Consider the following 5,884-nt stretch of genomic DNA (forward strand, 5'->3'; position numbering starts at 1 on the left):
AACAGGGGAAAGAAAAACCTGAAAAATAGATAGAATCAGGCAGGCAAGCGTGATGTGTAAACGATTCATTATGTACTTCTTGTGACGACAGTATCGATATAATTGAGCGAATTTCGGGCATTATAATGAGCGCTCTATCACATACAAGTGCGTTGGGTCATTTATTACAGAAAAAAGAAAAGACGAGGTTAGTTGTGGTTAATGAATGATCAATTACTCTCTAAGACAAAAAAAATAGCCGATAACCCTGCGTATCGGCTATATATGATAAATCTAAAACCCTGCTCCTTTTTCCTGGTATAACACCTTCCATTCTTCCAACTCCCGCTGAGATATGCCCATACCACTAATGCTAAATGGCTGTAAATTATTTAAATCAAATACGACATCTGCCATAAATTTGGCTTGATGCTCAATAGGAATTTCTTCTTGTGTGAACTGTTCAATGCACCGCTTAAGTTGTGAGCCAACAAGTTTGGAGCTCACAACCTGACTAATCAATCGCCTGCGAGTTTCACGGTAAAGAACACGCATTGTGTCGATCCCCATTGCTTCTGTTACAACAGAGTAATGTGTACAACTTCGTAAATAGGAATAAACATAAAGTTCAGCCAGGGGCCTGATTTCATTGCGTTCATAAGTCACAATGACGGCTGTTGCATAGTCATCTTTATCAATATCTGTAAATGACAGTGGCACTAGATTATGCCTAACTAAAGGGATATTCGCGCTAAGCCGTGCTGTTCGTTTATTAACATCAATAAAGGCTTGTAAGTAGCTAATATGGACCAGTAAGAAAAAGCTTTGCTCAAAGGGATCATCAATTGAAGCTGCTTTCCCAATCAGCTTTTCGAGCTGAGCGGTAAGGCGTTGTTGGCCTTCCATTGGCATATAGGTTGTCGATGAAACTCTGACTGCATCTTGTCGTATATGACCTGCAGCACCAGGTGCTACCAACCCATCTGCAAGCAAATAGTGTAATGTTTGGATATTTTCCATACTAATCTGTAAACGATTAATCCCATCCACAAGAAACTGTATGGCATCTTTGTGGTTTAAGATCATCACTTTATCAACATCCATCTTACCTTCTGCGGCCGTTCCCTCTAAAAGCAGCTTTTGTGTATCGACTAAAGAGTATGTATTACCTTCTAAGCGTGATGAGTGGTAAGACAAATCAATCAGCAGCCTATTAAATATCTTACGAGCATATGTGCCTGCAGGTAACTCTTGGCTTAAACGGCTACCCGTATTATGTAACAGGTCTCGTTCACTTTCAGTCAGGTAGTAAGTTTCATTGGGTGTGTAGGCATCTATCCATTGTGCTTGATATGTACATGGTTGACGTTGAAACAAAGGCTGCCGAATTTGAGCCATAAGCTGTTGACTGATGCTCGAGTACACCAGGTTACTGGGACTAATCTCAATTGCAGGTTGCTGCTCAGACCTAGATACTGATTGAGGAGTATAACGATAGCGACGTCCCTTAAGTTTACCTTCAGCTTGGATTTTACCTTCATCAACCAGTTGGGCTAAGTAACGCCTTAGCGTGCGCTCAGGCAGGTCTAAGCCCTTCTTGATGTCCCTAAGAGCCATCGGTTGAGTAAACTGCTTTAGGTGTTCTAATAATTCATCTTTTTGCATAGTTGTCTGGATATCGGCCAAAACTTTAAGTTATCGGCCAATATTAAAGCATAAAATCAATATATCGGCCAGTTGTCGGCCAAAGCAGGTGTTTATCGGCCAAAAAATGGCCGATAACAGCAGTTACCGGAAAATTTTTAAAGGGGGTTGGGTATTCTGCGGTGAGGGAGGAGCACTAAGGGCACTAGCAATGTATGAAACTGAAATAGGGAATTATTTGCGTAAGAGGTACTAGAGGGTTTAGTCTTTCGACATAGTGGTACATTAACGTTATAGGGTAGTTAAAATCATCATAAAATGAGCTTGCTAACCTATCTGTCTTGGTAACTATAGTTAAGAATGTAAAATAGGCTTAGATATAATAATGAAAGCTAGCAAAAAGCTTATATTTTTTGTTGATGTTGACGACACATTTGTTCGAAGTTATAGCACAAAGCGAATACCTATACCTGCTATGTTAGAGCATTTGAAAACTTTATATGAGCAAGGCGCAGAGCTATATTGTTGGAGCTCTGGAGGAGAAGAGTATGCTCGAAATAGTGCAATTGAATTTGGCATAGAAAAAATTTTTAAGGGATTTCTTCCAAAACCACAAGTAATGATTGATGACCTTAATATAAATGAGTGGAGGAATTTAATCCAAGTTCACCCCAACTCATGTATATCTAAAAACCTGGGTGATTACCAAGCAAAGCTTGATAAAAATAGATATTAGGTTATTAAAGTTGCTCCTTTTAATGAAGGATCAAATCCTTCAGGCCAAACTGTTTTTTTGTTATAAATAGCTTCTTTTAAATCAGCTTCATCCAAATTTTTACAGAGCATAATTGCACCTGATAAATTGGCACTTTTAAAAATAGCTCCTTTTACGTTAGTGTTTGTTAAATCAGCAGAGGCTAGGTTTGCAGAGCTAAAGTCTGCAAACATTGCTTTTGCACTAGTTAATTTCGCTTTTTTAAGGTTTGCTTGAAAAAAATCTGATGTCATTAAAGCAACTTGACTGAAGTTAGCCGAACAAGCACTTACCTTTCTAAAAGAAGCACTTCTTAGTTCAGATAACCTGAAGTCAACTGAGTTTAGATCCATATCATCAAATATAGCACGGTGAAAATCGTAGCCTGAAAGCACACTACCTTGTAAAGAGCTTTTCTCATTTATATCTAAAATTTCACCTGTTTCAAATTTAATTCTAAACAAGAGAAGTTCCTTAGTTTAGTAAGTTTTTATTTCCGAAATAGGCTTAACTTTATCAGCTTTAGCAGGAGTTAAGACACCGCCGCTAACCTCTGGAGTTTGGCCTTTAATTTTACCAGCAATATATCTATGGTGTCCGTCAGTAATAACATCTCCATCCATTTTTATATTTGGTGCTGGAGAGTCTGAAAGCTTATCATAGTACTTTTGCACATCTTCTAAGGATACAGCATCTTGTGAAGCCTTTACTGGGTCATCTTTGAGGGCATCTTTAATAGTTTCCTCAGTGATATCAGACCCTTTTTGAACTTTATTACGAGCTAACTGAGCAGCCCTTCTCTCAGCAAGTTCTTTGGCAGCTTTATTAGCAGCTCTTCGTTGAAGGTAACTCTTTGTAAAAGCTCTTAAACCTCCAATTATTACAGCGCCTTCCCCCAAAGTTGCTGCAACAAACATGATTTCTAAAACATTATCCATTGACTCCCTGTGACGACACCAGTCTTCCTCTGTCCAGTTTGAACGCGTATCAGTTATTTTATAATGATGTCCATAACGGTCTAACCCAAGTGGATCAATGTATCCAACCGGGTTCCCCTCAACATAAGCATAGGTATTTAGCCCACCCTGAAGCCCAATGGGATCACTTTCGATGTATCGTCCAGTACTTGGATCGTAATCGCGAAAATAGTTGTAAAAGAGCCCACTCTCTGCATCGTAGTACTGACCTGGAAAGCGTAGCGCAATAAAACTCTTGCGGCCATCGCCATCGATGTCTTGGTCTACCTGACCGATGCCATAGGCATCACTGTACCACGCCCAGCTTAAGTTGCCTTCGGTATTGGTGGCACGGCGTGGCGTATTGAGGTGGTCCGTATGGATATAGTTGACCTGTTGGCGTGCGATTTTACCATTGGCTTTGTAGACTTCTTCCACCATGGCCACTGGCATACTGCCTAACCACACATAGTGGCGGGTTAAGCGGTTACGGTTGCCATCATGCAAGGTTTCAGACAGTAACTGGCCAGCTAAGTCATAGGTAAAGAGTGTGTATTCTGTGTTTTTACCTTTATAGCGTGTTTTGACGACACGCTCGCCTAAGGCGTTATAACTATAGTTGGCCTTGAGCTGACCATTGACACTGATACCACTGAGACGACCACGTGCATCAAAGGTGGCCTGACGGCGCTGGCTGTCCAGGGTATTACCCATTGCATCCAGGCTCACCGTTTGGTTATTCAGTTTGGCTAAGCGGTTGCTGTTGTCGTGATAGCTCAGGGTTTGTTTTTGGGTTTGGCTTTTGCCTTGATCGTCGGCTTTTGTGGTCCAAACTCGCTGGGTACGGTTACCGACTTCATCAAACTGATACGTCTTCTTGCCGAAGTAACCACTTTCCAGCGCTAAGCGATCTAACGCATCGTATTCAAATTTCTGGTTCAGGCTGGCCTGTAAACCATCGTCAATACTGAGGATGTTACCCACCGCATCATAGCCATAGCTCAGGCTTTGTATGCCTTGTACGCTTTGGCTGGTGAGCTGGAAATCCTGGTCATACTGACGGTTCAGGGTTAAGCCATTTCCCCAGGTCAGGCTTTGTACGGGACCAAAAGGCAAGTAGCTGATGTTTTGCGCGACATTGATTTCATCATTGCTGCCACTGTGGCTGAAGTTGATACCTGTGACCTGACCTAGGCTATTGCGGGCATAGCTAACAGAGGCTCCGCTTGGGTAGGTGATGCCAGTGATATAACCTGCATTGCTGTACTGGTACTGGGTATTGTTGATGACTTCTTGACCGGCAACGTACATACCACGCATCACGCTGGTCAGGTTGCCTTGGGCATTGTAGTAATAGGCAATTAACCCCGCTTGGTCTTTGACGCTGGTTAAGCGACCTATACCGACGTTGCCATTATCAGTCTCGTCGTATTGGTAAGTGACATTCAGCTTGGGCTGACTGGGATAAGTGCGTGCGGTTAGGCGGTTTAAAGCGTCATAGCGGTATTGAGTGACTTCACCACGGGCATCAGTTTTCTGGGTGATGTTGCCGGCACTGTCATATTGGTAGGTGGTGACACCGGTATCGGCACTGATGCGTTTAACCAACTCACCAAAACCGTTGTATTCGTATTGGGTCACCGCGCCGTTGGGGGCACTGACCTTGGCAAGATTACCCTGCGCGTCATAGTCTAGCTTGGTGACTTGGTTCAGGGCATCGGTTGACGTAACTAAACGATTTAGCGCATCAAATCCATAGCTGGAACCATGGTTATTGGCATCCACAGCACCTGTCGCATTGCTGTTGACGTCATACGACACTTTGCTGGTTTGACCGGCGGCACCCACTGAGCGGATGAGTCGGCCCAGTTCATCAAACACTTGGCTTTGGGTTTGGACGAGTTCACCGGTCGCGGATTTGAGTAATTGCTGAGTACGGTTACCCATGGCATCCAAGGTGTACTCAATTCGCTCACCTTGGCTGTTACTGACTGCCGTTAAACGACTGGCATTGTCGTATTCATAACTTAAACTGGCCCCACTGGGTAAAGTGATCTGGGTGACTTGGCCAATGGCATCGTAAGTATATTGCGTGGTGGCACCTGCCGTGCTGCTGGAGGTTAACCAGCCCCGAACGTTATACGTCAGTTCAGTGGTTACACCATTGGCATCAACAACCCGTTGTGGGCTTCCTAAGGCCGTAAAATTTTGCAGTTGGGTGGTATGGCCTAATGCATTGGTGACGCTGGTTAAATGACCTCGATCGTCATAACTGAACTGGGTAATATCGGATACATCGGTACGTGGTCCATCAATTTGGGTGACCTTTCCGAAGTTGTTATATTCATAACGCACATGGCGGGTATCACTTGCCGTGGCACCCGAGGCCAGACCTGCCAGGATGGCAGCGGATAACAGTGTTGGGTTCAATAACTTCATCGTACTTCCTGCTAAACGTAGCTTTGTTGCAGTACTGAATCATCTGGTCTTTTGAGGTTGTTTAGACAGATTTATAGCTTTGAGGCATGCCCAGCGACGTAAAACGATTTAA

4 protein-coding genes are annotated in these 5,884 nt (G+C 43.3%); 1 reads left to right on the plus strand and 3 read right to left on the minus strand.

Annotation, left to right across the window (positions count from 1 at the left end):
• Positions 1–273: 273 nt before the first annotated feature.
• On the minus strand, positions 274–1,644 hold the full coding sequence (locus F607_RS0124085) for a Fic family protein (RefSeq protein ID WP_051311791.1): 1,371 nt from the start codon (positions 1,642–1,644) through the stop codon (positions 274–276).
• Positions 1,645–2,008: 364 nt separating this feature from the next.
• On the opposite strand from F607_RS0124085, the gene F607_RS0124095 reads away from it, so the two are divergent.
• On the plus strand, positions 2,009–2,359 hold the full coding sequence (locus tag F607_RS0124095) for a hypothetical protein (protein ID WP_027710103.1): 351 nt from the start codon (positions 2,009–2,011) through the stop codon (positions 2,357–2,359).
• Here the strand turns inward: F607_RS0124095 and F607_RS0124100 are convergent.
• On the minus strand, positions 2,356–2,841 hold the full coding sequence (locus F607_RS0124100) for a pentapeptide repeat-containing protein (protein WP_027710104.1): 486 nt from the start codon (positions 2,839–2,841) through the stop codon (positions 2,356–2,358). The two genes, F607_RS0124095 and F607_RS0124100, sit on opposite strands and share 4 nt — an antisense overlap.
• 15 nt (positions 2,842–2,856) lie before the next feature.
• Positions 2,857–5,772 (minus strand): RHS repeat-associated core domain-containing protein, encoded by a 2,916-nt coding sequence (locus F607_RS31530; RefSeq protein WP_051311792.1) that lies wholly within the window; start codon positions 5,770–5,772, stop codon positions 2,857–2,859.
• Positions 5,773–5,884 lie beyond the last annotated feature (112 nt).

This window comes from Zooshikella ganghwensis DSM 15267 (genome assembly GCF_000428585.1).
GTDB classification, from domain to species: Bacteria; Pseudomonadota; Gammaproteobacteria; order Pseudomonadales; family Zooshikellaceae; genus Zooshikella; species Zooshikella ganghwensis.